This window comes from Nocardiopsis sp. TNDT3 (genome assembly GCF_003427465.1).
GTDB lineage: Bacteria > Actinomycetota > Actinomycetes > Streptosporangiales > Streptosporangiaceae > Nocardiopsis > Nocardiopsis dassonvillei.
This window is the reverse complement of record NZ_QPFC01000918.1, coordinates 1-1927: the sequence shown is the minus strand read 5'-3', so window position 1 is coordinate 1927 and position 1927 is coordinate 1. Positions and strand designations below refer to the sequence as shown.

Sequence of the window (1927 nt, the reverse complement as noted above, 5' to 3'; positions counted from 1 at the left end):
CCGCGAAGGCGGTTCGCGGACCCGTCGGCGGGTATTGCCGGACCCGGAACACCCCTCCGACGACGAGCAGGAGCCCCCGCGTGACCGACGTCCGTGTCCGGACCGCCCTCCCCTCCGACCACCCGCGCATCCTGGCGGTCTGCGACGACTGGTGGGGGCGCCCCGTGGCGCACATCCTCCCCCGGCTCTTCCTCGACCACTTCCACACCACCAGCCTCATCGCCGAGGCGGAGGGGGAGCTGGCGGGCTTCCTGATCGGCTTCCCCTCGCCGTCCGTGCCCGAGGAGGCGTACGTGCACTTCGCCGGGGTGGCCCCGGGACACCGCAGGACGGGGCTCGCGAACGGGCTGTACCGGCGCTTCACGGACGGGGCGCGGGAGCGCGGGTGCACGGTCGTGCGCGCGGTCACCTCCCCCGCCAACGAGCGCTCGATCGCCTTCCACCGCGCCCACGGCTTCACCGTCACCGGACCGCACGCCGACTACGAGGGGCCGGGCGTGGACCGGGTGGTCTTCACCCTGCGCCTCGGGGCGTGACGCGGGACGCCGCGAGCACCGGAGGAGGAGGCCGCGCCGCGGCCCCGGCGCGCGGTCCCGCGACGCGTATGATCCGGCTACCGGACGTGGAGGAGGCACGGTGCGGCTCAAACTCGACCTGCACGACATCTTCAACAAGGGACGGGACATCGACCGGGCCCTCAACGACATCATGGACGAGGCCGAGCGCACGGGCGCCAAGAGCATCGAGATCATCCCCGGCAAGGGGTCCGGGCAGCTCAAGAAGCGGGTGCTGCGCTTCCTCGACCGCAAGGACGTCAAGGCCCGCTACCACCGGGTCGAGAAGGACTCCAAGAACTTCGGGCGCCTGTTCGTGCACTTCAGGCACTGAGCGCGTCCGTGCCGTGGCCGGAGGCGGGTCGGCGCGCGCGGAGCCGCCGGGCCCGGACGTCCCCGTACCCCTCGGCGGGAGCGCCGCGTCCCGCCCGCGGACGGGCTCGGCAACGGCGAGTTGTGTGAGTCTTTGCCCCTCCGATCCCCGGAACCTCCCTCACCAGGGAAGGAACCGAAGGGTGGTGTGCCGTCACGGAGAGGGACAGCGATGATCAGTACGGATTTCACACCCGGGTCGCCCTGCTGGGTCGAGGTGTCCTCACCCGACGTCGAGGCCTCGACAGCCTTCTACGGGCACGTGTTCGGCTGGAGCGCCGAGACGCACATCCGGCAGCTGGAGGGCTACAAGTTCCTGTGCGCTGAGGGGCTCGCCGCGGCGGGGGTCAGCCCGGTCATGGGGGAGAGCGACCACCCCTCCTGGACCGTGTACTTCGCCGACTCCGACATCGAGGACACCATCACACGGGTGGAGCGGCTGGGCGGCACCCTCCTGGTGGAGCCGTTCGACATCTTCGACCTGGGCCGTCAGGCGCTGTTCCGCGACCCCCAGGGCGCCTCCTTCGGCGTCTGGCGGGGGGAGATGTACCTCGGTCTGGTGGGGCGGGTCAACAGCCTCTGCTGGGTGGAGCTGCGGACCACCGACGCGCGTGGCGCGGCCGAGTTCTACACCGGGGTCTTCAAGTGGGACCTCAGCCCGTTCGACCCGTCCCTCGGAGGGGAGGAGGTCGGCGGGTACACGGTCCTGCGCCCCGCGGGCACCGGTGACGAGCGCACCCACGGGGGCATCCTGCAGGCGGGTCCCGGGGACAGGGGCCGGTTCGGCGGGGAGGAGGACTGGCACCCGGTGTTCGCTGTGGCCGACTGCGAAGCCGTCGCGGAGAGGGTCGTGGCCGCGGGCGGACATGTGCACTCCGAGCCGGAGAACATCTCGGGCGTGGGACGCCGCATGGTCTGCTCCGACCCCTTCCAGGCCGGGTTCGTCCTGCTCAACTGGCCGCCCGCGTGACACTGACGCCGCCCGGCCCGGGGCCCCCCCC

At 72.1% G+C, this 1927-nt stretch carries 3 protein-coding genes; all 3 read left to right on the top strand.

What is annotated here, in order from left to right:
- The first annotated feature begins 80 nt into the window (after positions 1–80).
- The 3 genes from DQW06_RS21675 (at position 81) to DQW06_RS21665 (ending at position 1896) form a co-directional block, all read left to right on the top strand.
- On the top strand, positions 81–536 hold the full coding sequence (locus tag DQW06_RS21675; protein ID WP_013156340.1) for a GNAT family N-acetyltransferase: 456 nt from the start codon (positions 81–83) through the stop codon (positions 534–536).
- Positions 537–636: 100 nt separating this feature from the next.
- Complete coding sequence (locus DQW06_RS21670) at positions 637–888, top strand: Smr/MutS family protein (RefSeq protein ID WP_013156341.1); 252 nt, start codon at positions 637–639, stop codon at positions 886–888.
- Between the two features lie 210 nt (positions 889–1098).
- A complete protein-coding gene (locus DQW06_RS21665) occupies positions 1099–1896 on the top strand; it encodes a VOC family protein (protein WP_071621001.1) in 798 nt (265 codons plus the stop codon).
- Positions 1897–1927: the final 31 nt, after the last annotated feature.

Coding starts and splice junctions, on each gene's coding strand:
- DQW06_RS21665 (WP_071621001.1), top strand. CDS start 1,099: ATGATCAGTACGGATTTCACACCCGGGTCGCCCTGCTGGGTCGAGGTG.